25 protein-coding genes are annotated in these 24916 nt (G+C 49.1%); 19 read left to right on the top strand and 6 right to left on the bottom strand.

Translation table 11 applies throughout. The annotated features are described in order from the left end of the window. The first annotated feature begins 103 nt into the window (after positions 1-103). From HII30_RS15390 to HII30_RS15350, 9 genes are all read left to right on the top strand, one after another. On the top strand, positions 104-586 hold the full coding sequence (locus tag HII30_RS15390; RefSeq protein WP_169505935.1) for a DUF6933 domain-containing protein: 483 nt from the start codon (positions 104-106) through the stop codon (positions 584-586). 260 nt (positions 587-846) lie between these two features. Continuing rightward, positions 847-2475: a glycosyl hydrolase family 18 protein gene (locus HII30_RS15385; RefSeq protein WP_169505934.1), complete on the top strand. Its 1629-nt coding sequence runs from the start codon at positions 847-849 to the stop codon at positions 2473-2475. Positions 2476-2548: 73 nt separating this feature from the next. After that, positions 2549-2740 carry a hypothetical protein gene (locus tag HII30_RS21665; RefSeq protein WP_246246506.1) on the top strand — a complete coding sequence of 64 codons (192 nt, stop codon included), beginning with the start codon at positions 2549-2551 and terminating at the stop codon, positions 2738-2740. 272 nt (positions 2741-3012) lie between these two features. Next, positions 3013-3702 carry a class I SAM-dependent methyltransferase gene (locus HII30_RS15375; RefSeq protein ID WP_169505933.1) on the top strand — a complete coding sequence of 230 codons (690 nt, stop codon included), beginning with the start codon at positions 3013-3015 and terminating at the stop codon, positions 3700-3702. Beyond that, entirely contained in the window at positions 3699-4499 is an 801-nt protein-coding gene (locus HII30_RS15370) for a hypothetical protein (RefSeq protein ID WP_169505932.1), read from the top strand. The genes HII30_RS15375 and HII30_RS15370 overlap by 4 nt, the downstream gene beginning before the upstream one ends. Then, positions 4492-4932: a hypothetical protein gene (locus tag HII30_RS15365; protein ID WP_169505931.1), complete on the top strand. Its 441-nt coding sequence runs from the start codon at positions 4492-4494 to the stop codon at positions 4930-4932. Before HII30_RS15370 ends, HII30_RS15365 begins: the two co-directional genes overlap by 8 nt. Positions 4933-4964: 32 nt before the next feature. Continuing rightward, on the top strand, positions 4965-5312 hold the full coding sequence (locus HII30_RS15360) for a hypothetical protein (protein WP_169505930.1): 348 nt from the start codon (positions 4965-4967) through the stop codon (positions 5310-5312). Positions 5313-5553: 241 nt separating this feature from the next. Further along, positions 5554-6435: a serine/threonine protein kinase gene (locus HII30_RS15355; protein ID WP_169505929.1), complete on the top strand. Its 882-nt coding sequence runs from the start codon at positions 5554-5556 to the stop codon at positions 6433-6435. A gap of 16 nt (positions 6436-6451) precedes the next feature. Then, complete coding sequence (locus HII30_RS15350; protein ID WP_169505928.1) at positions 6452-7114, top strand: HAD family hydrolase; 663 nt, start codon at positions 6452-6454, stop codon at positions 7112-7114. Positions 7115-7193: 79 nt separating this feature from the next. Here the strand turns inward: HII30_RS15350 and HII30_RS15345 are convergent, their stop codons facing one another. Continuing rightward, on the bottom strand, positions 7194-8360 hold the full coding sequence (locus tag HII30_RS15345) for an acyl-CoA dehydrogenase family protein (RefSeq protein WP_169505927.1): 1167 nt from the start codon (positions 8358-8360) through the stop codon (positions 7194-7196). Between the two features lie 267 nt (positions 8361-8627). Here HII30_RS15345 and HII30_RS15340 point away from each other — a divergent pair, with 267 nt between their 5' ends. The 7 genes from HII30_RS15340 (at position 8628) to HII30_RS15310 (ending at position 17931) form a co-directional block, all read left to right on the top strand. Further along, positions 8628-10682: a hydantoinase/oxoprolinase family protein gene (locus tag HII30_RS15340; RefSeq protein ID WP_169505926.1), complete on the top strand. Its 2055-nt coding sequence runs from the start codon at positions 8628-8630 to the stop codon at positions 10680-10682. After that, complete coding sequence (locus tag HII30_RS15335) at positions 10679-12655, top strand: hydantoinase B/oxoprolinase family protein (RefSeq protein WP_169505925.1); 1977 nt, start codon at positions 10679-10681, stop codon at positions 12653-12655. Before HII30_RS15340 ends, HII30_RS15335 begins: the two co-directional genes overlap by 4 nt. A gap of 64 nt (positions 12656-12719) precedes the next feature. Further along, a complete protein-coding gene (locus HII30_RS15330; RefSeq protein ID WP_169505924.1) occupies positions 12720-13844 on the top strand; it encodes an ABC transporter substrate-binding protein in 1125 nt (374 codons plus the stop codon). Then, positions 13841-14941, top strand: a complete 1101-nt coding sequence (locus tag HII30_RS15325) for a polyamine ABC transporter ATP-binding protein (RefSeq protein WP_169505923.1) — start codon at positions 13841-13843, stop codon at positions 14939-14941. The genes HII30_RS15330 and HII30_RS15325 overlap by 4 nt, the downstream gene beginning before the upstream one ends. 4 nt (positions 14942-14945) lie before the next feature. Then, positions 14946-15824 (top strand): ABC transporter permease, encoded by an 879-nt coding sequence (locus tag HII30_RS15320; protein WP_169505922.1) that lies wholly within the window; start codon positions 14946-14948, stop codon positions 15822-15824. A gap of 76 nt (positions 15825-15900) precedes the next feature. Then, the gene (locus HII30_RS15315) at positions 15901-16677 is read left to right on the top strand and encodes an ABC transporter permease (RefSeq protein WP_246246515.1); all 777 of its coding nucleotides are present in this window, start codon (positions 15901-15903) and stop codon (positions 16675-16677) included. 75 nt (positions 16678-16752) lie between these two features. Then, on the top strand, positions 16753-17931 hold the full coding sequence (locus tag HII30_RS15310; protein ID WP_169505921.1) for an amidohydrolase: 1179 nt from the start codon (positions 16753-16755) through the stop codon (positions 17929-17931). A gap of 585 nt (positions 17932-18516) precedes the next feature. Here the strand turns inward: HII30_RS15310 and HII30_RS15305 are convergent. Continuing rightward, a complete protein-coding gene (locus HII30_RS15305; RefSeq protein ID WP_169505989.1) occupies positions 18517-19722 on the bottom strand; it encodes an MFS transporter in 1206 nt (401 codons plus the stop codon). Positions 19723-19922: 200 nt separating this feature from the next. Between HII30_RS15305 and HII30_RS15300 the strand changes: the two genes are divergently transcribed. Then, the gene (locus HII30_RS15300; protein ID WP_169505920.1) at positions 19923-20249 is read left to right on the top strand and encodes a winged helix-turn-helix transcriptional regulator; all 327 of its coding nucleotides are present in this window, start codon (positions 19923-19925) and stop codon (positions 20247-20249) included. A 56-nt stretch (positions 20250-20305) separates the two neighbouring features. Next, complete coding sequence (locus tag HII30_RS15295; protein ID WP_169505919.1) at positions 20306-21139, top strand: glycoside hydrolase family 43 protein; 834 nt, start codon at positions 20306-20308, stop codon at positions 21137-21139. Between the two features lie 156 nt (positions 21140-21295). Here the strand turns inward: HII30_RS15295 and HII30_RS15290 are convergent, their stop codons facing one another. From HII30_RS15290 to HII30_RS15280, 3 genes are read right to left on the bottom strand one after another with little or no spacing between them, the layout of a single operon-like run. Continuing rightward, complete coding sequence (locus HII30_RS15290) at positions 21296-21793, bottom strand: stalk domain-containing protein (RefSeq protein ID WP_169505918.1); 498 nt, start codon at positions 21791-21793, stop codon at positions 21296-21298. A gap of 53 nt (positions 21794-21846) precedes the next feature. Then, a complete protein-coding gene (locus HII30_RS15285; RefSeq protein ID WP_169505917.1) occupies positions 21847-22233 on the bottom strand; it encodes a hypothetical protein in 387 nt (128 codons plus the stop codon). A gap of 13 nt (positions 22234-22246) precedes the next feature. Beyond that, positions 22247-22531 (bottom strand): hypothetical protein, encoded by a 285-nt coding sequence (locus tag HII30_RS15280; RefSeq protein ID WP_169505916.1) that lies wholly within the window; start codon positions 22529-22531, stop codon positions 22247-22249. A 902-nt stretch (positions 22532-23433) separates the two neighbouring features. Between HII30_RS15280 and HII30_RS15275 the strand changes: the two genes are divergently transcribed. Next, complete coding sequence (locus HII30_RS15275; protein ID WP_169505915.1) at positions 23434-23709, top strand: hypothetical protein; 276 nt, start codon at positions 23434-23436, stop codon at positions 23707-23709. A 163-nt stretch (positions 23710-23872) separates the two neighbouring features. On the opposite strand, the gene HII30_RS15270 is transcribed toward HII30_RS15275, so the two are convergent. Next, the gene (locus HII30_RS15270) at positions 23873-24916 is read right to left on the bottom strand and encodes a flavin-containing monooxygenase (protein ID WP_169505914.1); all 1044 of its coding nucleotides are present in this window, start codon (positions 24914-24916) and stop codon (positions 23873-23875) included.

Genomic DNA, 24916 nt, shown 5'->3' with positions numbered 1-24916 from the left:
ATTTTTAGGAGCTGTAAGGCAGGATTGTTTAATGTGTCCCCGAATATTTTTAAGTTATGCTTAGTAAGTAAAATCAATGCAACACAAAGAGGAGCGAACAATTATGCTAGCGCTTAGATTCACTCAAAAGTTATTAAAAGACATGAAAACTGCTCCGGTTGACATCGAGGAGATCGATCCGTTATTTAGTTGGCATGTGAATATTCTGCAGCTGAGAAAAAAACATATTATTTTTGTCAATGACTCCAGTCAATTATGTCTGGTTATTGACGGGATTAGGAGTTCTCAAGTCGGAAAGCTGCAGGAGAAATTCTTGTGTGATCTCAAGGATTATCTACAGTTAGAAGGAATAAAGAAACATATCATCAACCAATATTTCTTGGAAGCAGGCGAAATTAGAATAGGAAAAACGAACAGCAGGCGTGTTATTGGGACCATGAATGAAATGGTTATTTATAGTAAAAATATGACATTTGAGCACACATACGATCTGAGTGCCTGGCTAAACAAGATGATCTATAAACCTATTGATTATGAGAAACCTATTCATGTATTTAAGCAGGAAATAGAGAAAAGGTATTCATAGCATAGCGTGGTATCTTCGCATGACTAGAACGGATGAACGATCAATTGATTCGTTGGATCGCTTCGAAATACGGAAAGTTATTGCTCAAAAGTGGACTGCATTCGTGGCAGATCTATGAATAACAAATATAAAATGGTAGAATAAGGAATGTTATGAAATTACATGTGAATTTTCTTCGGAAATCTAAAAGAATATGAGATTTAGCAGCGTGGATCATCGAACATCTCTAACCCGGGGGAAGCGAACAATAGGAGGGTTTTATGTTTAAAAAGATTTTGTTGCTGTCCATGACGATTCTGCTTTGCGCAGGGACAGGGAGTACATTTGCGTACCGTGCGCAGCTGCAGACATATTTGGATGTTCCGGATGACTGGGCTGCCGGCAGTATTTATAAGCTGTCCGCTTTAGATGTGATATCAGGGGTAGGGAGCGGCAAGTTTAATGGGAATGGGGTCCTTACGAGAGAAGCTTTTGTCAAAATGCTGACCGTTTCGCTTCAGGATGACACATCCGCATCAACATCAAAATCCATGAATGTAAAAGATATGCAGGATCCGGACCGCTGGTCTTATCCCTATATTCAACAAGCATATGAGCAGGGCTGGATTGATTTTATGATCAAGGACGGCAAGTTCCAGCCGACCCGGGAGATTACGAGAGAAGAAGTTGCCGTACTCACCGGCCGCATGCTGCTTCAGCAGCTGGATGAGCTGGAGCAGGCTAGCTGGAAGAAGACAGGCTGGAAGGCCGAGGACAATGAGCGGGAATTCAAGGATGCTTCGCAGATTCAATCGGCGTATCGGCCGGAGCTGTATTACAGCGCCAGCCTGGATATCGTGGTTGGCGATGCAGCCGGTAAATTCAGACCGAAGGCATCGCTGAAACGCAAGGAAGCTGCCGTTATTATCGAACGGATGATCAACGAACGGATCGAGGACACCAAAGTAAAAGGCATTGGTTATTACGCGATAGAATCCTTTAAACAAGCACAGCAGATGCAGTTTTTAAATGAAGTGAAATTTGGTTGGTCAGAACTGTCTTATACGGCGGCGGGCACAGCGGCTCTGGATATGAGTAACAGCGATTATAAGGTGCCTGCGGGCTGGGAGTCAGCTATTCAGATCGCGGATCAATATCAGGTGCAAAAAGAGCTGAGTGTGTTTTCCGAAAATAGAGATCAGAAGCTGAGCAGATTTTTAAAGGATCTTCCGGCACAGCAGGCCTTTATTCAATCTGTTCGGGATACGATGGTCAATAATCCTTACGGATTTACCGGAGTCTCGATTGATTTTGAGGGCTTGATGGAAACCTCAGAGCAGTCTGCTTATGCTGCTTTTCTGAAGGCATTAAAAAAGGGGTTGGAAGGATTCACCCTGTCGGTGGCAGTCCCTCCAATAGAATGGTACAAAGGATATAATTTGCGTGAGATCGGCAGTGTGGCGGATCAAGTCATTGTGATGGCGTATGATTTTACGCATGTGGAGAGTCATCTGCCATCGGCACCGCTCCCTTTAGTGAATGAAACGATTCAGACGGCTCTGAAGGATATTCCGAAAAATAAAATTGTGCTCGGCATCTCCAAGCAGGCGAACCAGTGGATTACCCGTCCGGACGGAACAGTTGTAGTTGAAAATCCGGCTATTCAGCTGGTGGAGGAGCGAGCGGCCAAGGCGGGAAGCAAGTCGGAATTATCTTATCCATACTATTTAGAAAAGATAACCTTTAAAGACGACCGCGGCAGTCATGTGATCTGGTATGAGGATGAACAGAGCATTGGAGTCAAGATCTGGCTGGCCAAATATTACGGGCTGCACGGCGTGTCCTTATGGTACATGGGCAATTATACCACTGCCGATTATGGCGTTATAAAAGCGAAGACGAGTAAGTAAACCGGCATCCCATTTCAACAGGGGCCCCTAAGCTCTCATATCGAATATATGTCACGGGGGAGGAAACCAAAATATGCCGATCAAGAAGGAAAAAGCATTAAATAAATTATCAGATCAAGAACAAGTAGCTAAATTTATTGAAAACCTCAAACATCCTTTAAAACTAGAAATCGAGTGTGTAAGAAGGATCATCTTAGAAGCAAATGACCACTTGTTAGAACACATAAAGTGGAATGCACCATGCACCAAGCTATTTTTTGAATAAGGATGATCGTATAACTTTAATTACATGGGAAAGACGGTTTTCGGCTGATTTTTCATTGTGGTTCGAAAGTTACTGAGTATGCTAAAGGGGAACCACTCTTTAAAGACTCAACAAACCTCCTAGAATGGATAGCTGGGGATAGAGCGACTATTAAATTCAGATCAATGGATGATATAGAAGCAAACAAGGAAGACCTAAAACAAGTCGTTAATAAGTGGATTGAAGTTACGAAAGACATTTAATATATAGCACAAAACGAATGGAGATATAACATGACCAGCCATGAAGAAATCTACAATGATCAACCCATGTCATATGAAGATATGATTAGTCGGCAGCCTGATTTGACTGGAATCATTAAAGAATTAAAGCCGTTCAATGGGATTGATGTATTGGACCTGGGAGCAGGTTCTGGAAGGCTTTCTGAATTTATTGCTCCAGAAGCGAAGTCACTGGCGTGCACGGATATATCCGGATCCATGTTAGAACTTCTGGATGAAAAATTAAAGGGCAAAGGTACTGCTCAAAATTGGACTACATTGGTGGCTGATCATCGAGAACTTCCTATTGCGGACTCCTCTATAGATCTTGTGATTTCTGGATGGAGTATAAGTTACTTAGCTAATTCCAGTAATAAAGATGGAAGCAAAAACCTTGAGGAAATTATGAACGAGATCAATAGAGTTTTGAGGCCGAATGGATCTATCATCATTTTAGAGACGCTGGGAACAGGGACAGAAACGCCAAATCCCCCAGCATTTTTAAAAGAGTATTATGCACTGCTTGAACATGAATACGGCTTTTCACACCGCTGGATCAGAATGGATTATACATTTGCTGATATTTCAGAAGCCAAAGCCAATACAGAATTCTTCTTTGGAAATGAGTTGGTAGACAAAATCGAGGAGAATCAATGGTCGACAGTCCCAGAGTGTGCAGGAATATGGTGGAAGCATTTATGAAATGGTTAAAAAATGTCGTAGGAGGGATGATCATCAGAAAGCATCGTTTGCTATTAGCTCTCGCTGTATTGTTATCTGGTTCGATCACAGGCTGCAGCAGTCAGCAGAGTGTTGAACCGCTCACGCCGTCTGCTACTGATACGATCTCCAACACATCACCTTCTATTGAACAGAAGACCGCAGGTGAGATTTCCAGCGGATTTCCTACAACTGCTCTAGCGGCTTCAATTGTTATTGATTCGGTGAATGAGGAACCGTCAATCCGAGCGGAACAGCAAACGGATCAAGGGACGCTGCTCATGATCTCAAATGGCAGGGAAGAGCGGGGACACTTGAATGTATCAAGCACACTAGGGCAAGAAGGAGATCAGACGTTTCAGAGCAATTATTCTGTTATATACAGACAAGGAGAAGAGGATCAGGTATTACTGGAACTGCCGGCTCTTCTATTTGTTCAGCCAACGGATAAAAAACTACCGTTCGAGCATGTGAGCTTCAAAGATGCAGATGTTTACATCCTAACTCCTCAATACAAAACGGGACATGGTGTAGAAGGATACGTATTTGCAGTAGATAAGGATAGCGGTGATGCATTTCCGTTAGAAGTGGTTAAGAATGGCAGGGTCCATAAAACGATTCTCTATTCGGAAGGGGAACTGCTGCCAGCTGTTGAAGATGATACATTAATCGTTCACCCCCCTGTTGGAGCAGGTACTCCAGAAGAGGATGCTAAGGATAAACATTACACACTGGATTTGACAAACAAGCAGCTCACTGAAAGGGGGTCCAATGATTAGACCTGTAAAAACAATGAAACATGCAGTTTGGGTGACTATATTCATTAGTTTATTCCATTCCTTGATGGGAGAGTTTCTATTTTACGCTTCATTACAAGACTTACCGTTCATGGACAATAACAATCTGAGCATTGTAGCTATCGTCATAACCATTTTGTATGCACTGCCAATCGTTATTTTCTTTCAAGCAGGGCAACTAAAGGTGTTGTTACTCATGCTGATCAGCACCCCATTATTGACAGTAATTGTTATATTTCTTCACGAAACGCTATTTCCAATTACTAAAGAAAACTTTGCTGGAGTCCTTGGATTTTTAATCATAGGATTTAATATGATCTTCGTTATTTTCGGGACAATCCTTGGAATTTTAATAAAAATATTAGTAGAGCAGCGTCATCATTCTAATGAAGACTATTCAGAAAATAATAGTTGAAGGGAATGAGTATCCATCAGGAGGCAAAAATATTGGACCTGAATCATTATATTGGACAATACATTAAAGTCTTTACTCGAGATGAAGAGTGGTTTGTCGGTGAACTACGATCCGTTCGTTCGGATGAATTTGAGTTTAATATCATTTCATCCAGTAAAGACAGGAGGATCAGGAATATGGGGACTTCTGCAGTAATAAATAAAGACAGAAAGAAAAACACTGGAATTCATACCGTTCAAGCCATTGAGATATTAGAAATAGAGGAATTAGACTTAAAGGTTCAGCAAGGAATCACACTGACACTAGATCATGTGCCAGATATTCTGGATGTAGCTCATACCACAAATGTGGAAAGTCTTCCAAAGAAAATTGAATTCTGAAAGAAAGAAGGGTCTGAATAGTTCTATTCTGAAAAAATATATAGAATGAATTTAAGAAGTCTCCTTCTTTAGCGGAGGTGACAAGTGATTCTGGAGAAGCGGTAGCGTCCGCCTTTGCCTCCAAAATGCTACCATAAATTATAATTCCAAACATTTTGGAGGCAACAGCGGTCGTAAGAACACTTGCCATCGCAGCCACTCTAAGGGTAACTCTTAACCTCAGTCTATTAAGGAGGAATAAATGACAAATCATCTCGTGAATCACAATATAGATGGCGTTTCTTTCAGTCTAAAAGAACACATGGACTTTTCTTGGCTGCAGCAATTGGGTCGGGTGTTCCATGTATTTGACCAGCAGGATTCAGGAAATATATGCTTTGGAATCGAGAACACTGGAGAGAAGTGGTTTGTTAAATTTGCTGGAGCCATGACAGAAAACTATAATGGTGACCCGCAGGATGCGATTAACAGGCTAAAAAGTGCGGTTCCCCTGTACTATGATCTGCAGCATCCGGCTTTAATTAAGATCAAAGATCATTTTGAAGTAGAGTCTGGTTATGCGGTTATATATGAATGGTTTGACGGTGTATGTCTTCATCCGCACTGGTCGTACCCTCCACCGGCGAAATATACGGATCCCAACTTGCCATATTATAAATATAAGCAGCTTTCAGTCCATGATCGGCTGCAATCCTTAGAAGTTATTTTCCGTTTTCATGTATTTGTAGAAGAGATGAACTACGCCGCCATTGATTTTTACGATGGAAGCATCCTCTACAGCTTCTTGCAGAAACAGACCCGAATTTGTGATATTGATCTGTACCAGAAGAAACCTTTCATCAATAAAATGGGCAGACTCTGGGGTTCTTCAAGATTTATGTCCCCTGAGGAATTCCTGTTAGGCGCTGAAATTGACAGCGTTACGAATGTGTTTAATATGGGGGCTGCTGCATTCGCTTTATTAGGCGGTGAGCGTGATCGTTCTTTTTCGAAGTGGGAAGCAGGTAAAGAGCTCTATGATATGGCTTCAAAGGCTGTCTGTGATGACCGATCGGATCGTTACCAATCCGTGAAGGAATTTTACGAAGCTTGGACGGACAAAAACAGCGGTTCACAGGATTGACCAGAGTGGGGGTCATATGGAAAAGATTAAAGCTGTTCTTTTTGATCTGGACAATACCATTTTGGATCGGACGCGTACGTTTCAGGGATTCACTTCCTTATTTGTAAATACATACTTCCAGCATGCTGAACATATGGAGTCCATTATTGAGCGAATTACAGATTTGGATCAGGACGGTTATAAGGACAAAAATATTTTGTTTGCTGAGTTGCTTGATGAACTTCCGTGGGCTCAAAAACCTGGAATTACTGAATTGTTAGAGTACTATACAGCACACTATGTAAAAAGTGCATTGCTAATGGAGCACGCGGCAGAGACAATTACATATGTAGGGCAGAAGTATAAGCTCGGACTCATTACCAATGGAAAAGATGTTATTCAAAATGGAAAAATTGATCATTTAGGAATTAGAGATGCATTTGACCTTATTCTGGTTTCGGAGACAGCCGGGGTGAAGAAGCCGGATGCAAAGATTTTTGAGATGGCGTTGACACAGCTGGGTGTAAGTCCCGACGAATGTTTGTTTATTGGAGACCATCCCAAAAACGATATTGAGGGTGCAGGCAAAGCGGGAATGAAAACCATCTGGCTTCAGGTCAATCAACCATGGAATGACGAAATCACCATTACACCTGAACACACCATTAAACAGCTAAGGGAATTATCGAAAATCCTCTGAGCGTGAGAAAATATTCAAGCTAATAAAAATGCTCCAGGCACTTAAGCGCCTGGAGCATCTTTTTAGCATTTATAACCATTTACGCCAAGCTGTCCATCTCGCTTAACGCTTCTTTGGCCAGCAGTTCCATCACCATATTGTCCATCGGCGGATTGAACAAGCCGGCTCGAATGTCGCGGTAGTACCGCTCCAGCGGCAGCGTCTTGGACAGGCTGGTCCCCCCTACGATGCGCATAGCGAGGTCGACGACGTTCAGCGCATGATTGGTCACGATGTGCTTGGCCAGTCCCAGCTGGGATCTCATATGAGGCCGCAGCTCCGGCTTCTGGTCCCAGGTGTCAGCCGCTTCATATAGAAGGGAGCGCGCTGTCCGCAGCTCGGCCTCCATCTGTCCGATCGACTGTCGGACGGTGGGCAGCTCTCCGATGGGGCCGGGGAGGCTGTTTGGTGTGTAGGTGCTGGCAAAATGTACAGCAAAATCTCTCGCTGCCATTGCAATCCCGGCATAACATGCCGGGATATGCAGCAGCCAGCCGGAGCCATCATCGGTGCCGCTGCCCGTAATCCGGGCATCCTCCGCGGCAAAGGCCTGCTCCAGCACAACATCATGGCTGCCTGTCGCCCGCATCCCCATTGTGTTCCACGTTTCAATCAGCTTCACCTGCTCCGAACGATGCACCAAAAACTCACTCACACTTCCGTCTTCCGGAAGCGTGGCGGTGACCACGAAACGATCCAGGATCGGGGAGAGGGTGCTGAAGGTCTTGCGTCCGCTGATCAGCCAGCCGCCGTCTGTCCGTTCCGCAATCGTAGCCGGCTTGCCGCCCCGGCTGGGGCTGCCGGTGCCGCTCTCGCTGCCAAACACATTGATCATGGCTCCTTCCTTGACGATATCCTGGCATAACTCGGCAAACAAGGTCTCCGGCCATTTTCCAGTGGTACGGAGCTGCAGAATTTGGCCAATATGCCAGCCGAAGCCCAGTGCGGTGGAGCCATCTCCGTGGCCAAGGCACTCCTGCACCTGAACGAGCTCGTACAGGGAAATTTCTTCCCCGCCATAGGCTTTGGGGACCGTCAAGCGGAGATAACCACCCTCCCGAAGTTCCTTAAAGTTCTCAAACGGAAAGGATCCATCCCGGTCATGCTCGGGGGCTCTTTGTGCAAAGCGGGCCGCCAGCTCCCGCAGGCCGTTCAGGCGTTCCTGCTCGGCCGTATTCCGAATATATTGATCACGTAAAAAGCTCATGATGTCAGCTCCTTTTGCAGTAATAATTAGAATTCCAAAGTGTGCTCTGTTGCTAATCATTATCCGGTTTCGGATTCGAAAATGCAAAAAAATTTGCCTGCTGTTTTCGTCTTTTCGGCAGTTGTTTGTAATTGGAAAATATAAATGTCGAATTTTCGTGTCGAATTGTGCCATTTAATCTTGCCTTAAAATATTAATTCCGATAAGATTAGTAAACATATTATCGCAAACTAATGTTTGTGCTGCAATGATAGGGAGGCATCCAGATTGACTAACTCATGGAGATTAGGCATAGATATCGGGGGGACCTTTACAGATCTCACCGTCTTAAATAATGAGACCGGACAATTAACCGGTATCAAGACACCGACCGTTCCATCCGATCCCGCGCAGGGCATTGCGAATGGACTGGCGCTATTGAAAGCTCAAGGCATTCAGCCTGAAGATATACATTATTTCGTACACGGCACCACCATCGGATTGAACACCCTGCTGCAGCGGCGGGGGGAGGAAATCGCATTAATCGTGACGGAAGGCTTCCGCGATCTGCTGAATCTTCAGCGTCTCCGTCTGCCAATTCCTTACGATTTCAGCTCCCGTCTGCCGGAGCCGCTCATTCCCAGAGAGCGCGTATTTACAGTCAAGGAGCGCTTGACTCACGACGGCTCTGTACACACACCGCTGGATATGCAGAGTTTGGATGAAGCGATTCAGGGAGCTGCCGCATCCGGAGCTCAGGGTGTGGTGATCTGTTTCCTGCACAGCTATAAAAACCCTGTACATGAACAGCAGGCGGTAAACCGGATTGCTGAAATTGCACCAGGGCTTGCCGCCAATGCATCATCTTCCCTGTGGCCGCAGATGAGAGAATACGAGCGGGCAGCGATGACGTCCGTCAATCTGTACATTCAGCCGAATGTTCAAAGGTATTTTGAAACTCTCCAGGAGCGGCTGCAGGAAGAAGGAGTCAAGACAACACCGTTCATTACGCAATCTAATGGCGGCATTATGGATATCGGGACAGCAGCGGAGGCACCGGTTCGAACGCTGTTCTCCGGTCCGGCTGCTGGCGTGATTGGTGCGGTTCATGCGGCTCGTTCTGCAGGCATCGGAAATGTCATCACCTTCGATATGGGCGGCACGAGTGCAGATATTTCGATTATCGAAAGCGGAGAACCTACGTTTACCCACTTCAATCAGCTGGGAGGCATGCCCATCATGCTTCCATCGGTCTCCATGTATTCCGTAGGAGCCGGAGGTGGTTCGTATGCGTGGATTGATAACGGGGGATTGCTCAAGGTCGGACCGGAGTCGGTGGGATCTTCTCCCGGACCTGCTTGTTATGGCAAAGGAGACCGGGCTGCATTGACAGATGCTTTTCTGCTGTGCGGGTACCTGAATCCGGACCGTTTTGCAGCCGGTAATGTCCAGCTGTATCCGGAGCGTTCGGCTGAAGCTATTGGCCCTGTAGCAGAGCACTTGGGAACAAGCGCCCGCGAGGCTGCAGACGCTATGATCCGTGTGGCGGTTGCCAATATGTATGCGGAGCTCAGTGCAGTGATGGAGCAGCACGGCTTTGATCCCAGAGAGTTCAGCCTGCTTGCCTTCGGCGGCGGCGGACCGGTCACGGCCAACTTCCTGGCGGAAGAGATTCAGGCACAGAGCGTGCTGGTTCCTCCAAGCCCGGGAACACTGTGTGCATTAGGCGCGCTGACGGCAGACTTCGCTTATGATGCTGTGCTGACGCTCCAGAAGCGTTTAGATGAAATCCAGGCAGAGCAGTTGAAGAAAGAGTACGGTCTGCTGGCAGACCAGGCGCTGGCATGGCTGGACAACCAGGATGCCGCTGGCCTTGAAGGAAGCACATTGTATTATTCCATGGATGCCCGCTACAGCGGACAGGCCTTTGAAATCGAAATGCCGCTGGACCGCCAGCTGCTGGAAGACAGCAGCGGAGAACAGCTGGCGTCAGCCTTCCATGAGCTGCACCGCCGCCAGTACGGCCACAGTGATCCTGCAGCCGTGCTGGAGATCATCAACCTCCGTGTCCGTCTGGTCGGACATACGGTGAAACCGGTCATCTCGGAAGTGGCAGAAGGCACAGGCCACGCCCTTCCGACCGGCAAGCGCAGCATCATATACGGAGGCACAGAGTATGAAGCCGATGTCTATGCACGCAGAGAGCTCCTGGCTGGCCAGGTAGTGGAAGGACCGGCCATTGTCGAGCAGGACGATACGACGGTGCTGGTACTGCATAACTGGTACGGCGAGTCAGACCGTTCCGGCAATCTGATATTGAAACGAAAAGAGGTGCGGGCATGAAGACAGATCCGGCTACACTCGAGATCATGCGCAGCTACTATAACGCCATTGCAGCAGGCATGGGTCACGTCATTGAACGGACCTCGTTTACGACTTTTGTAAAAGAGTCTGCAGATTTTGCCACCGCGCTGGCCGCTCCTTCAGGTGAATTTTTCGTTTACCCCAAGACAGTTGGAGTTACGATCTTCCTGGGTTTAAGCGTGAAGCGTGCGGCAGAGGCCTGCGGCCCGCTTGAGCCAGGCGATATTATTATAACGAATGAGCCTTATTCTTCGGATGGACTCGCGACACATCTTCCGGACGTGCATGTATTCAAGCCGATATTCGTGGACGGTGAGCTGATCTCCTATGCCTGGGCATTTGTGCACTGCAGCGATGTAGGCGGTCTGGTGCCGTCCAGTATTTCGCCGGAAGCGACGGATATCCACCAGGAAGGGCTGAGAATTCCGCCGGTGAAGCTGTACAAACGCGGGGAAGCGAACCCGGATGTGCATACTTTCCTGAATGCCAACAGCCGCTCACCGAAGCTGAATCTAGGTGATTTCAACGCCATGGTGGCCGCCGTGAACACCGCGGAACAGCGCATGCTGAGCCTGGTGGACAAGTTCGGGGTCCAAGCGGTCAAGGACAGCATGGAAGACTTGATGGACCAGGGAGAATCGCGTGCGCGGCAGGTCATTTCCCGGATTCCGGACGGCACGTACAGCTTCGCCGATTATCTTGATGATGACATGGTGTCGGATACGCCGGTGCGTCTGGCGGTGTCGGTCATTGTAAAGGATGGAGATATCACCCTTGATTTCTCCAAATGTGATCCGCAGGTCAGAACAGCGTTCAACCTGGTTACCAATGGTAAGAAACATTCATTCCTGTTCCAGGGACTGATCAACTATATTATCAGCTCGGATCCGTATATTCCGGTTAATGGCGGACTTACGCGTCCCATCTCGGTCATTGCACCGGCCGGCACGCTGGTGAACCCGGTTTATCCAGCAGCGGTGGGGGTAAGACATACCATCACGATGAGGCTGTATAACGCCGTTCTGGGTGCGCTGGCTAAAGCCATTCCGGATGAGATTCCGGCTGCAGGTGCAGGACAGTCTGCCATTGTGGTATTATCGACACCTGATCTGCTGAACGGTACTCGGAATATGGCTGTCGTTCAGCCGATGGGCGGCGGAGGCGGCGGGCAGAGCGATATGGACGGTGCCGACGGCATTGACCATGCATCCGGCTTCCTGCGCAACACGCCGATTGAAAGCCTGGAGCAGCATATTGAGGTGCTGGTCCACCGTTATGAGCTGCTGGAAAACACGGCAGGAGCCGGACAGCATCGCGGCGGCCATGCGATCGTGCTGGATTTTGAAATCCTGGAAGAAGGCTCTACGGTGACAGCCCGGGGAATGGAGAGACTTCGCTTTCACCCTTGGGGACTGGCTGGAGGACAAGCCGGTTCATTGGGACAAGTGACCTTGAATCCGGGAAGCGAACAGGAACGTCCGCTGCCTAAGATTAGTGTGCTGCATCCGTCCCCGGGTGATATTATCAGCATTCAATCGCCAGGCGGCGGAGGCTGGGGCAGCCCGTATCTGAGAAAACCGGAAGAAGTGCTGGAGGAATTCCGCGCCGGACTGATCAGCCAGGAGCATGCAGAACAGCAATACGGCGTGGTGCTGGAGGTGCAGAACGGCAGCTGGAGCGTGAATAAGGGCGCGACAGAATCTCTGCGTGAAAGTGTACAAGTTCAGGATGATATGTGGGATTTCGGTCCTTCCAGAACCGCTTATGAGAGCGTCTGGACACCGGAAGCCAGCGATACACTGGCAGTCCTGCTGCAGCAGCTGCCTCCGATGCAGAGAGCGGTGCGCAAGCAGTGGGTTCATGACGAGGCGGCCCGGCAGTCCAAAGACCATGCGCTTATGCCTGAAGATATACAAGGCTTGTGGGAGCAGTGGGCTGCAACCGCAAGATAGAGTTTTCCAGTATTTTGCATTCAAAAACAATAACCTACACTTCATACAAAAGGGGTAATCTCACATGTTCAAAAAGAAAAAATTCGCATTTTCCGCACTGCTGCTCAGCCTGGCTGTATTCGTTTCCGCCTGCGGCGGCAGCAACAGCGGCACCAACGGTGCAGCTGAAGATGACAGCGCCGCTGAGCTTCCGAAAACCGACACGGTCGTTGTGGGCGTGTCCGGCGGCGCATGGGAAGAAAATATCCGCTCGGCAGCCCTGGATAAATTCCAGGAAGAGACCGGCATTAAAGTTCAGGTGGTCACCGGTACGGATGCCGAATGGTTTCCAAAGCTGAAAGCTTCGAACGGGAAAAACCCCGCTTATGATGTTCTGGTTCTGCAGCCGGACACCATTCAGCGTGCTGCGTCAGCGAACCTGCTTCAGCCTCTGGATGCTGAGAATGTGCCGAACCTGGCAGACTTGTATCCTTCCGTTCAGGAACGCTTCACCTATGATGACAAGGTATATGCCGCTGGATTCAGTATGGGCCAGCTCGGCATGATCTACCGCAAAGACCTGGTGAGCAATCCGCCGACCAAGTGGGCTGATCTGTGGAATGAAGAGTATCAGGGACAGGTAGCGATCTCCTCGCCGACGTATTCAGCCGGCCTGCAGTTTTTCTCTGGATTAGTCCATGCGCTGGGTGGAGAAGAGAGTAACGCCGCAGATATCGATAATACCTTTGCCCAACTGGCAGAGCTGAAAAAAAATACAGTTGCTTATCCGGATAATGCAGGTTCCATTCAGACCCTTCTGGAGCGCGGCGATGCAGCGATCGTTCCGTTCTGGGACGGACGTGCCTTCGCGATGCAGGATGCGGGCCTCGACGTCGGCTTTGTTTATCCTGAAGACGGTCCGGTTGCTGCAGTGGCAAGCTGGTCTGTTATGAAAGGCAGCAAAAACCTGGCTAATGCCTATAAATTGGTGGACTATTTGTCCAGCCCTGAAGTACAGAAATCGTTCTCCGATCTTTCTCTGTATGGAATGACCAATAAAAATGTGGAGTACAGCGACGCCCTGAAAGACCGTGTTCAGGTCGGCGAAGAAGCGTACAGCAAGCTGACTTGGGTAGATTATGAGACAGCTACGCCAAATCTGGCCGACTGGACAAACCGCTGGACCCAAGCCTTTGGAGGCAGCAAGTGAGCGGCATCCATATCGATGATGTAAGCCGAGTATTCGGTGATTTTACAGCACTGGAGCAGGTGCAGCTGCAGGTTCGGGAGGGAGAGTTCTTCTCCCTTCTGGGCCCGAGCGGCTGCGGCAAAACAACACTGCTCAATATGATCGCCGGATTCCTGGATCCTACAACAGGCCGCATCATGATCGGAGAACGTGATGTCACGGACCTCCCGCCTTACCGGCGGGGTCTTGGCATTGTATTTCAGGATTATGCTTTATTTCCACATCTCACCGTATTTCAAAATGTAGCTTACGGACTCAAAGTCCGTAAGCTGTCCAAATCGGAAGTCAAGCGCCGGGTCGATGAGGCGCTTGCGCTGGTTCAGCTGTCATCCATGGCAGAACGCAGACCGCATCAGCTCAGCGGCGGCCAGCGTCAGCGTGTGGCGATTGCCAGAGCGCTGGCGATTGAGCCTTCTGTACTGCTGCTGGATGAGCCGCTCAGCAACCTGGATGCCAAGCTGCGCAAAGACATGCAGACCGAGCTGAAGACCATTCAGCGCCGGACGGGAATTACCACGATTCTCGTGACTCATGACCAGGAGGAAGCGCTGAGTCTTTCAGACCGGATCGGTATTCTGGGTCATGGGCGGCTGCAGCAGGTAGGAACGCCGCTTGAAGTATACCGGCAGCCGGCAAACCGGTTTGTCGCGGACTTTATCGGACAGGTCAATCTGTTCCGTACAGAGGGTGTTCCATTCGAACGTGTGGAGCGCTATGGAAGATACTATGCCGATGATTATGAGACCGAAGCGGGAACCTCGCTCATTCTGGAAACAGCTGCGGCACCTTCGGAGACGACAGGCACCTTTATGCTGCGCCCCGAACGGATCCGTATCGGAGACGGGGGCAGCACTGGCATCAATCAGGTGAATGCCGTGATCCGGCATGTCAGCTATGCTGGCGATCAGGTTCGTCTGCTGGTCACCCTGGCTGGAAAAGGCGAGCTGATCGCTGTTGCTCCGGATCCGGTATTTCCGGTGCTGCCTCAGGCGGGCGATTCCGTGCAGCTGTACTGGGATGCAGCCGATGTGATTCCTCTTCCGACGGAAGGAGTGTAAAGCCATGGCCCGAACATCCGTGGTGAAGCGCACCAATTCATTTTACTGGCTGCTGCTGACGCCTTCGCTGCTGTTCCTTACCGCTTTTCTGGTTGTACCCTTTATTATGCTGATTGTGCTGAGCTTCAGGGAAGTCGACAGCCTGCTGAATGTGCTGCCAACGTACAGTCTGAGCCACTACACAGAGGTTTTCACCTCCGGCATCTATTTGAATACGATTCAGTCTTCTTTAGGTGTAGCTCTGCTGACGACCGTCATCTGTACTCTGCTGGCTTATCCGGCTGCCTATTTGCTCGTACGTACAGAGCGTCCGGCTCTTCGGACGCTGTTTTATATTTTGCTTATCTCGCCGCTGCTGACGAGCGTCGTTATTCGTACTTTTGCCTGGATTGTCATTCTGGCGCAGAATGGACTGCTGAATGAGCTGCTGATGAATCTGCATCTGATCGACAAGCCTTTGTCCATGCTGTGGAGTATGAATGCGGTCGTGATTGCTTATGTGCAGGTTATGCTGCCGTTTGCTGTACTGCCGATCGCCACGTCAATGGGTGAGATTCAGCCCAAGCTGCGCCAGGCTTCGATGAGTCTTGGTGCAGGCAGAGTCCGTACCTTCTTTACGGTAACCCTGCCGCTGACGCTGCCGGGTATGCTGTCGGGCGCGGCGATTGTATTCTCGCTGGCAGCTGGCAGCTACATTACGCCGCTGCTGGTGGGCGGCCGTCTGCAGCCATTGCTGCCGCTGGCCATTTACCAGCAGGCGGTACAGGTGTTTAATATGCCCTTTGCCGCAGCACTCTCCGTGACGCTGCTGATTATGGTAATACTTGTTGTCCTGCTGCTGGGATGGATATCTAAGAGATGGGAGGCGAGGCTGCGTGACTGATTCCAACAAAAGGCTTCCAAACGGATCTGACCCCAAGCCCAAATCCGGCCGGCGGCGTGTACGCCGGAAGTGGTCGCTGCTGACCACCCTCGTCTGGACGGCAGGGATCGGCGTATATCTGTTCCTGGTAGCCCCGATGTTCGTTATTTTCCTGTCCGCGTTCAGTCCTACCGAGTATCCGACCTTCCCGCCGAGCTCGGTCTCATTCCGCTGGTTCACCGCCCTGTTTACGAACAGTGACTGGGGTGAGGCGCTTCGTGTCAGCCTGATTCTGCTGCTGATTGTAACGCCGTTGACCGTAATCCTCGGTACGGCTGCTGCTTATGCACTGGGACGGTTGAAGTTCCGCGGACGGGAAGCGATCCGGTCGTTCATGCTGTCACCGCTCATGATTCCGCAGGTTGTGCTGGGTATCGCACTGCTGTATGAGTTCACCAGCCTGGGGCTGATCAACACGTTAACGAGCCTCGTCATCGGCCATATGGTCATTGCGTTTCCTTTTGTCGTTCGTACGGTCAGTGTCAGTGTATCCAGTCTGGACCCGAAGCTGGAGTCCGCCTCGATGAGCCTCGGGGCAGGCCGTTGGACCACCTTCCGCAAAATAACGCTGCCGCTCATTAAGCCGGGCATTATTGCAGGTACGGTGTTTTCGGTGGTGGAGTCTTTCGGGGAGGTTTCAATCAGTCTGTTTGTGTCTTCACCGGGGAATATTACGGTCCCGGTCCGGATATTTAACTATATCGATCAGACCTTTGATCCTTCGGTCAATGCGATTTCCGTGCTGTTTATCGCCGTCGCGGTCGTTGCTATGATCATCATCGACCGGGCGGTCGGACTGACGAAGGTACTGTAACTTTTTGGATGCTAAATACATGCAGGCAGAATCGATAGCTTGTGTAATAAAAAGGTAGGATAGGTGGGATCGGCCGTGAAGGACTTGTGGATACAGAATGTACAGGAGCTTAAGGACCAGGTCGTCTTGTGGCGCAGACATTTCCATCAGCATCCGGAGCTTTCTTTTCAGGAAGTGGAAACGTCCCGATATATTGAGGAGCAGCTGCGCTCCTTCGGGAACCTGGATATTTCGCGTCCGACGCCAACCAGTGTAATCGCACGTTTGACCGGGGATGCGCCGGGACGGACGCTCGCCCTTCGGGCAGATATCGACGCGCTGCCGATTCAGGAAGAGAACACCTTTGCATTTGCTTCAAACAGGGATGGGATAAGCCATGCCTGCGGTCATGACAGCCATGCGGCAATGCTGCTGGGTGCTGCCAAGATCCTGTCGGGGCAAAGGGAGAACCTGCGCGGTGAGCTGCTCTTTATCTTTCAGCATGCTGAGGAGCAGGTGCCCGGAGGAGCCCAGGAACTGGTGGATGCCGGTGTGATGGAGGGCGTGGATGCGATCTATGGCCTTCATCTGATCTCATGGCTCGATACCGGGAAGTTCGGTATGATCTCTGGTCCTGTAATGGCAGGAAATGATGCGTTTGATATCGTCATCAAGGGTACAGGCGGCCATGCTGCCTATCCCCATCAGGCCGTCGATACCGTAGCTGTAGCCGGTCAGCTGATCGGCCACCTGCAGCATGTTGTAGCCCGGCATATCGATCCTCTGCGGAACGCACTGCTGTCCATCACGCAGATTCATGGCGGCGCAGCGTATAATACGTTTCCCGAAGAGGTGAAGCTGGGCGGGACGTTCCGCTCCTTCGATCAGGAGGAGCGCGAGCGGATGCCGGCCTTGCTGAAGCAGATTGCAGGGCATGTGGCAGCCGCACACGGAGCATCGATCGAGCTGGATTACCGGTACGGATACCGGCCGCTCCTGAATGATCCGGATTTGGTGGAGCTGGCGAAACAGGCGGCTTCGGCTCATTTTGGCGCAGATGCTCTGCAGGATATGCTGCCAACCATGGGGGCCGAGGACTTCTCTGCATATCTTCAAAAAGCACCGGGAGCGTTCCTCTATGTCGGCTCGAGGAGTGTAGAGAAAGAGAGTCATTTCCCGCATCATACCCCGAGCTTTACCGTGGATGAGGATGCGATGGAATATGGACTGAAGCTTCTGCTGTTACTGGTGGATGCGTGGCAGAATCAATCATAAGTAAAAAGGTGACCTGCGGCTAATGCCAGCAGGTCACCTTTTTTTGGTTGAAGAAGTACAAGCCGCTATATAGGCTGAACAAATGAATGATATGAGACTACACAATCGGTCATTCACTTTATTAGGTGTGGGATGTACTTTGTTTCATGAAGGCTGTGATGTGACGGGGTGCGAGTGAATGCGGCAACGGCTCTAACGGACATACAGTCCGTTAGAGCCGAAAATACAGGGACTTTTAGTTTCTAACGGACATGGAGTCCGTTAGAGCATGATTTTGTGCGTGATCGAGGCTTTCCAAGTGATCTAACGGACTAAGGGTCCGTTAGCGTTGGCCTTGAAGACACTCGTCATTCAAAATGCGCTATGAAGGTGAACTTTAGCGGAGGTGACGAGTGATTCTCAAGATGCGGCAGCGGTCGTGAAATCACTTGCTACCGCAGCCACCCGGGAGGGCTAATTCATAACAGCAGTCTATATAAGCACAGTTCAACAAGACTGAGCATATCTGTGCCTGCATCAGCGGCGGGCAGTGGCTGCCTTGACCTGGGCATACCAGCAGCATTACTTGGAAACCTGCTGTAACCGTTAGCTTGCAGAGCTCTCTCTTTTGGCCGCGAGACCTGTCAGCAAGACTGCCGCCAGAACCATGATGCCGCCGATCCATGGCGTATGCCGGATGCCGATCGTGTCCACGACCAGCCCGCCGATAGAGGCACCGGCTGCAATGCCGACATTAAAGGCCGCAATATTGAGCGCGGAGGCGACATCGACAGCGGAAGGCACGTATTTCTCTGCGAGCTGCACGGTGTACAGCTGAAGGCCAGGCACATTCATGAAGGCGAACAGTCCCATTAAGACAACAGAAGCTAATCCTGCAATGCGGAATGGAATCATGAAGGACATGAGGATCAGCACGATCGCCTGAATGATGAACATGTAGAACAACGCACGTATTGGATTGCGATTTGCCCAGCGGCCGCCGATCTCATTGCCGACGGCTACAGCAATACCGTAGACCAGCAGCACGATACCGACGGTGGACGACCGAAGTCCGATGACATCTTCGAGAATCGGCGTCAGGTACGTAAAGGCGACGAATGTTCCACCGTATCCCAGGGCCGTAATGACAAGTCCGGTCACAATACGGCTGTTGCTCAGCAGGCGCAGCATATCGGAAAACTTGGCTGCTGGCGGCTGCTTCAGGTCTTTGGGAATCAGAAGTGCCAATGCGATCATCGCGATTACACCAAGTCCGGCTACCCCGGCAAAGGTCGCTCTCCAGCCAAAACCTTGCCCGATATAAGTGCCCAGCGGCACGCCGGTTACGGTCGCAACCGTCAAACCGGTGAACATGAGGGCGATCGCGCTGGCTTTTTTCTCAGCAGGCACGAGCTGGACGGCAATGGTAGAGCCGATCGAGAAGAAGACGCCGTGGGAGAATGCAGTCACGATCCGTGCCGCCAGCAGCAGAGCGAAGGACTGGGACAGCGCCGCCGCGGTGTTGCCCAGAATGAACAGCACCATGAGAGACAGCAGCAGCGACTTGCGGTTCATCCGGTTTGTCAGCGCGGTAAGGATCGGTGCGCCGGCTGCCACACCGACGGCGTACCCCGAGATGAGCAGGCCTGCCAGCGTAATCCGGATATTCTGGTCGTCTGCGATGGAAGCGAGCAGGCCGACAGGTACAAACTCTGTCGTTCCGATCCCGAAAGCGCTGACCGCCAGTGCGAGCAGCGCCCATCTGGAGGATGCTGACTTGGATGTTGGAGACGATGCCGCGGTTTGCGTCATACTAGAATTCATTATATGTTAACCTCCTATATATGATGGTTGGACACGCTGTATGCTTTACATTCAGCGGACAAATGCTATTATAGGACGGTACAGGCAAGTAGGTAAGTACGCACTTTAAAGTGCTGTAGATACCATGGGGTAATATAGGTACTAAAAAGTACCCTAACCATAGAGCAATAGAGCAGGAGGTGAAAGGCATGGGTTACAATATACCGGTTGAAGCGACTCTGGAAGTGATCGGCGGCAAGTGGAAGGTCGTGATTTTATGCCATCTGGATAAAGGGGAGAAGCGTACAAGCGAATTGAAGCGCCTGATGCCCGGCATCACCCAGAAAATGCTGACCCAGCAGCTGCGGGAGCTTGAAGAGGCGGGGCTGGTGAAGCGTCAGATTTTTGAACAGGTACCGCCGAAGGTCGTCTATTCCCTGACGGATTATGGATGGACCATGAAGCCGATCCTTGATGCCATGTGCTCCTGGGGAGAGTGCCATATGGAAAAGACAGGCCAGCATTTAGCCGAATGAATATTGTGGAAGATGTGGCAGCAGGCGGTATCAAACAACTGTGAGGGAGAGGAATTATGTATCTGCTGAGTTATTTCAAAAAAGAGGCTGAACAGTTTTTTTTGGCTGAGAGTGAGGACGGACTTCACTGGAAAGAACGAAACGGCGGTCTGCCGCAGCATGTGTCCGGTGTCGGAACAGGCTCCATCCGCGATCCGTTTTTGTTACAAGACAACAGCGGCCGCTATCATCTGATCTGGACCGACGGCTGGGGCAGCCGCAGCATTGGATATGCCTCCTCGGCTGATCTGGAGCACTGGGAAGACGAACGGCTGATTGCGCTGATGGAACATCTGCCGCAAACGCAAAACGTCTGGGCCCCGGAAGCTTACTACGACAAGTCGTGTGACGCTTACCGGATTGTCTGGTCATCGACGGTAGGGGAAGGACCTCGGGATCACCGCATCTGGTCTGTGACCACAAGGGATTTCAAGACATTCTCGCCGGCGGCCTTGTTTTTCGACCCTGGTTACAACGTCATTGATGCGAGCATCATGGAATTGGACAGTGAATATCTGATGTTCTTCAAAGACGAGCGCGGTACGAACGAACCCGGAACGGACTTTAAGGCGATCCGCTCCTGTTCCATCTCCGCCCAGCCGGGGGGCGCAGTCTCATTCGGCCACATCTCCGAGCTGCTGACTCCCCCCCTTACGGAAGGACCGACCTTGTATGCCCTGACGGAGAATCATGATTCAGGCTATAAATGGATCATGCTGGCCGACGGTTTTCAGGACGCCACGTATACGGTCATGGGGTCACGTGATCTCAAACAATGGGAGCCGGTTCCCGCAGATCAGGTTGTTCTGCCGACCGGCCTGAGACATGCCTCTGTGCTTGCTTTGGCATAAGGAGAAGCCGGAGGGCGCAATTAATGTTATTTAATGGTCATGATATGCGTTTTTAAGTTTAGGGCAAAAAAGAACCAGCATGTTTAGTATGCTGGTTCTTTTTTTCTTTTGCACGAGTTGAGTTTGGTATTCAAGCAGGCTTTAGGAGCCGTGTTTTTATAATTTAATCAGTTCATTTTCAACCAGATCCCACTCATAAACAACTCCGGTATACATATCAACATAGTACCAGCCGTAGGTAGCAATGTGAGTAGGCATGTTCTCAAAAGCCCTTACTATATAGTAACTACCATCTACCCCCTCATCCATATAATGGAGTTTATATTTATCGGATTCTTTTTTAATTTTAGTGTATACAAGATCAAATGCTTTATCTTGTGTTACTTTAACATTCGGTTGTTTTCCAATGAATAAGTTATCTCCTTTTAAAGAGACGTCCTTGTTTAATGCATTGCTCATAGCACGAACAGGAACATAGGTAGTGTTTTTGTATGTGATCGTATTAGCTGTGCTTTTTTTAACACCATCTACATATAAATTGACCTTGTTTAATACAGCCTTAATGTTTGTACTAGAAGCAGAGTAAGCTGTTACTCCTGTTAACATTGTTCCTAGAATTAGACCGATCACAATTCCCTTTACTTTGTCTTTCATGATGAAAATCCCCTTTTGTTTTTGGATAAGGACAATAATCCTTTTGAGTCACTTCATGATGTGCGGCGGGCATGGAAGGCGGCAGCAGCTGAAAACACAAGTAAGGAGAACAAAATCAGCAGGACGAGAGGTTCCCTCAAAGCATAGTAGAGCACACCAATGAGGACAAACCCCATCCCGTTAAAAGCGATAAGCCTTGTCGTAACGTTGTTACCTGCAAATCGGGCTGCCATAAAGCTGAGCAGACTCATCACAATATGAGCAGGATAAACAACTAAAAAGGTCAGCGTAAAGAGTACGAAGTCACCCGGAGAGCTCATATAATATGTATCCGGATTCAGTAATTTGTCCAGATAAATGAATAGAAATCCATAAACTACACTCAATAAAATGGATATCACAACGATGTTCATCATAAGTTCTTTGCTTGCTCTTTCCATCGTGGGCCCCTCACTATTCATCCCTGGACTTCCAGGACAATATAGCACTGAATAGATAGTTGATGAGGAACAACGTGATGAGGATGAAGTCGACATCATGACTTTGTCTGCCGCCGCCGCTATTGTGAGTGCTAATGATCATTACCTTCAGTAAAAAATAACCCAACGTCAAATGAATGACAGCGAAGATGATTCCGCTCCAATACTCCTTCTTAAATACGAGGCCGATGCCCGGAAAGATTAAAGACAGGCATAGCGCAAGCCTCTTTTCCATCTCCTTCAAGGTCAGTGTATCCATTCTAAATTCCTGCTCCTTTCAAACTGTAGTCAAAGCTATATCGTTTTTTGCCATTAGCAGAAAGGGTTCCATATTGATGCTTCAGGACGCTGACCTGCTTCACTTGATATTCCGCTGTTTGTTACCCAAGAATAATTTTTGCTGCCACCGATTTTCCCCGCTCCATATCAAAAGTTCTTGTCGAAGAATTGTAACATAAAAAAATAACCCCATCGGCAATAGTCTATCGTCCTTAAGTTGTCACACTAAAAGGAAGGACCACTGAATGGGTTGTAAGAAGCAGTTTATCCTATTTCCAGGCGATTGACCATATCTATGCTAAAAAAATATTTGACCAACTCGATTAGTGCAACACAGAATTGTGTTTATGCTGATCATATGTACAGCTGTATGTACAGTTTAAGTTTATCTATTTCTCGAATTAATCGCGATTATTGTAATGATCGCTTGGACGCCAGCAAAAAGTGGACTGAAGACGAAGATTAACGAACCTTCTCCTAAAGGGACCCCGTAAACTATAGTAACTATGGAAGATCATGGCGCTGGCATGACAAAATATTTAGCGGTACTGTAAGAAACTATAACTCCTTACTCAGCCTCTTTTGGATGGACTAATGAAGGCAAACAATGGACTTTTGCTGACCAATGGATCTATGAACACTAAAAAACCCTAATCTGTGCCCCTATTATTTACAATGGGGGTTTTTTAATTTTTTTTATTATTTTACAATAGGTGGAAATGATTAAGGGAAAAAGGTGAGTTCTTCTGAAACTGAAATTTATCATTTCACTAGGAATTAATTCATTTTGACATTAAAAATAGCAGTATATATGCGTTTTATAAAAAAGGGGGATTAAGTGAATCAGGACTGGGTTTTATTAAATTAGAGAACAGTGAAAAAATGAAAACACACATCACGGATTTTGTGCTCATTGATATATTTAAGGAATTTACATATGGAATTTTAGAATCTGAACAAACAGGAGATTTTATCGTATATGGCGCAATAATTAACCCGCAAATAACAACTATAGAGATAAATGAACAACAAGGTAAAATAATACAAAAAAACGATCTGACTATATGGTATTTCATCTTAGAGAGTCGACCCCTCAGATCGTCGATTAAGGCTAAGGATTCTGAGGGGAAAGTTCTTCTTGAAGAGAAGATTTATTAGTTTCACAATAAGAGGCACACTGTATGCATTGATCTTGATTCGTAACACGAAACGTCATCGACTTGCTAGAGTCGTGCCTTGTTGGACAATGGATCAGCATCTGTTAAGTGAGAATAAGAGATTTCCACTTCAATTGATTTCTGTGTTCCAAATGCAAAAGGCTCTACTGCAAGCTCCGAACGATAACTTCCGCGTCGCGGGCTACCCCGCCGATCAGGGCGGACCCTCTGCGGGACTGCCACGGCAGCCCCAGGAAGTACAGGCCTCTCACCGGTGAAGCGCCTCGTTGATGGATGGGTTTTCCTTCAGCATCAAGGATCCCGGGCACCTGCATCCAGCTGTAATCAGACCGGAATCCGGTGGCCCAAATGATATTGGGAAAAGCATCTACTGTCCCATCTTCAAACGTGAACACATCCTGCTGCACTTTCATGGATCTTGGCTTGAGCATCACACGGCCAGACCGTATTGCTTGTATCAAGTCACTTCCGAATATGGGATCTCCTTTTCCGCGGATCCATCGCCCCGCCTTGCTGTCGACGGTGGCGCTGAGTATGCCGGTTTTATCAAACCACCAGAAGATGCTTTTGCCCATGAGCTGCAGCGGGAGGAATTTCATTTTATGTCCGGCCGAAAGATAGACCTCGCGCTCTTTAGAGAGCTCTACGGCGATCTGAGCACCAGAGTTGCCCGCCCCGACGATGAGAACAGGGCCTTCTTGGAGTGATGACGTGTTAATGTATTGCGAAGTATGGATTTGATGGATGCTCCGGGACAGCTGATTTGCAAAAGAGGGAATCCACGGTTTTTGAAAAGGTCCCGCTGCAACGATTATCTTCTCAGCATGAATCACGCCAGAGCTGGTTGTTACCCGGAAAAGGCCGTCGTCCTCCTGATCCACAGCGTGGACCTTGGTCCCCAGCTGCACAGGAAAGTCAGAATAGGCGGCGTATCGCTCCAGGTAATCGGCAATCTCATCCTTGGAGGAGAATCCATCCGGGTCTCCTTCCAGCGGAAGGCCTGGCAGCGCATTATAGGCTCTTGGCGTGAAGGTGACCAGGGAATCATAACGCTGTCTCCAAACATCCCCGATGCGCTGCTCCTGTCCGATGAGAAGGAAATTGACTTGTGATTTGTTCAAATAATAGGCGGCAGCCAGTCCTGCCTGGCCGGCCCCGATAATAAGCACGTCTGTGTTTGTCTGCAT

It is taken from the genome of Paenibacillus lemnae (assembly GCF_012933385.1).
GTDB lineage: Bacteria > Bacillota > Bacilli > Paenibacillales > Paenibacillaceae > Paenibacillus_AQ > Paenibacillus_AQ lemnae.
Note: the sequence above shows the minus strand (reverse complement) of the source record. Positions and strands in the feature narration are given on the sequence as shown.

What these genes read in the sequence shown, in the direction of transcription:
- HII30_RS15390 (WP_169505935.1), top strand. Translation starts at nt 104, where the DNA reads ATGCTAGCGCTTAGATTCACTCAAAAGTTATTAAAAGACATGAAAACT.
- HII30_RS15385 (WP_169505934.1), top strand. Translation starts at nt 847, where the DNA reads ATGTTTAAAAAGATTTTGTTGCTGTCCATGACGATTCTGCTTTGCGCA.
- HII30_RS21665 (WP_246246506.1), top strand. Translation starts at nt 2,549, where the DNA reads ATGCCGATCAAGAAGGAAAAAGCATTAAATAAATTATCAGATCAAGAA.
- HII30_RS15375 (WP_169505933.1), top strand. Translation starts at nt 3,013, where the DNA reads ATGACCAGCCATGAAGAAATCTACAATGATCAACCCATGTCATATGAA.
- HII30_RS15370 (WP_169505932.1), top strand. Translation starts at nt 3,699, where the DNA reads ATGAAATGGTTAAAAAATGTCGTAGGAGGGATGATCATCAGAAAGCAT.
- HII30_RS15365 (WP_169505931.1), top strand. Translation starts at nt 4,492, where the DNA reads ATGATTAGACCTGTAAAAACAATGAAACATGCAGTTTGGGTGACTATA.
- HII30_RS15355 (WP_169505929.1), top strand. Translation starts at nt 5,554, where the DNA reads ATGACAAATCATCTCGTGAATCACAATATAGATGGCGTTTCTTTCAGT.
- HII30_RS15350 (WP_169505928.1), top strand. Translation starts at nt 6,452, where the DNA reads ATGGAAAAGATTAAAGCTGTTCTTTTTGATCTGGACAATACCATTTTG.
- HII30_RS15345 (WP_169505927.1), bottom strand. Translation starts at nt 8,360, where the DNA reads ATGAGCTTTTTACGTGATCAATATATTCGGAATACGGCCGAGCAGGAA.
- HII30_RS15335 (WP_169505925.1), top strand. Translation starts at nt 10,679, where the DNA reads ATGAAGACAGATCCGGCTACACTCGAGATCATGCGCAGCTACTATAAC.
- HII30_RS15330 (WP_169505924.1), top strand. Translation starts at nt 12,720, where the DNA reads ATGTTCAAAAAGAAAAAATTCGCATTTTCCGCACTGCTGCTCAGCCTG.
- HII30_RS15320 (WP_169505922.1), top strand. Translation starts at nt 14,946, where the DNA reads ATGGCCCGAACATCCGTGGTGAAGCGCACCAATTCATTTTACTGGCTG.
- HII30_RS15305 (WP_169505989.1), bottom strand. Translation starts at nt 19,722, where the DNA reads ATGACGCAAACCGCGGCATCGTCTCCAACATCCAAGTCAGCATCCTCC.
- HII30_RS15300 (WP_169505920.1), top strand. Translation starts at nt 19,923, where the DNA reads ATGGGTTACAATATACCGGTTGAAGCGACTCTGGAAGTGATCGGCGGC.
- HII30_RS15295 (WP_169505919.1), top strand. Translation starts at nt 20,306, where the DNA reads ATGTATCTGCTGAGTTATTTCAAAAAAGAGGCTGAACAGTTTTTTTTG.
- HII30_RS15290 (WP_169505918.1), bottom strand. Translation starts at nt 21,793, where the DNA reads ATGAAAGACAAAGTAAAGGGAATTGTGATCGGTCTAATTCTAGGAACA.
- HII30_RS15285 (WP_169505917.1), bottom strand. Translation starts at nt 22,233, where the DNA reads ATGGAAAGAGCAAGCAAAGAACTTATGATGAACATCGTTGTGATATCC.
- HII30_RS15280 (WP_169505916.1), bottom strand. Translation starts at nt 22,531, where the DNA reads ATGGATACACTGACCTTGAAGGAGATGGAAAAGAGGCTTGCGCTATGC.
- HII30_RS15275 (WP_169505915.1), top strand. Translation starts at nt 23,434, where the DNA reads ATGAAAACACACATCACGGATTTTGTGCTCATTGATATATTTAAGGAA.
- HII30_RS15270 (WP_169505914.1), bottom strand. Translation starts at nt 24,916, where the DNA reads ATGCAGACAAACACAGACGTGCTTATTATCGGGGCCGGCCAGGCAGGA.